Source organism: Paraglaciecola sp. MB-3u-78, from assembly GCF_002835935.1.
In the GTDB taxonomy this organism is placed as follows: Bacteria; Pseudomonadota; Gammaproteobacteria; order Enterobacterales; family Alteromonadaceae; genus Paraglaciecola.
The window spans coordinates 1-767 of sequence record NZ_PJCF01000051.1 but is presented as its reverse complement, the minus strand read 5'-3'; the positions used below and the strand labels follow the sequence as shown (position 1 = coordinate 767).

1 protein-coding gene is annotated in these 767 nt (G+C 49.0%); it reads left to right on the top strand.

All coding sequences use genetic code 11. From position 1 onward, the window contains the following. Positions 1 to 767 (top strand): FG-GAP-like repeat-containing protein (locus CXF95_RS26270; RefSeq protein ID WP_198556716.1); only part of this gene is annotated, 767 nt, incomplete at both ends.

The following is a 767-nucleotide window of genomic DNA, read 5'->3' as shown; positions in this document are numbered from 1 at the left end:
CGCTCGTTCTTGGCGATATCGACGGCGATGGAGATTTGGATGTGCTGGCGGGTAATTTTAATCAAAGCAACAAGCTGTACCTAAATGAGGGCAGTGGTAGTTTTAGCACGACGGGCGTAAACATTGGCAATGAGAGGGGTAGCACCCGTGCGCTTACCCTTGGGGATATCGACGGCGATGGGGATTTGGATGTGCTGGATGGTAATAATGGCGCAAACAAACTGTATCGCCAGGTCAGCTTTATGACGCATGCTGGGCGGGTTGTTTCAAACAAGGTTAATGATACTGAAACCGATATTTTGGCGGTTAGGTTTAATGTCACTCAAACCAGCAACACGCCCACGACGCGCAATACCCGCATCGATTATTATGTATCGAATAATGGTGGTATTCAATGGCATCAGGTCACGCCGGGTCAAGTCTTTGCTTTTCCTGATGCGGGCACTGACGATTTGCGCTGGAAAGCCCAATTGCGTTCGCTGTCACCCTCTCGCACGCCTTTATTGTCACAAGTGACGCTTGAGCAAGTTAACCCTAACGATTTGGATGGTGACGGCATATTAGATGTTGACGATGCTTTCCCACTTTTTGCTATTGGTGCCTTGTTAGATACCGACAATGACGGCGCGCCGAATGAATGTGATGCCGCTTGCATAGCCTTGGGCATGAACGCTGATGATGACGATGATGGTGACGGCGTTTTAGATGTTAACGATGCTTTCCCTCTCGATTTTATTGAGGACTCGTTAGATACCGACAACGACGGC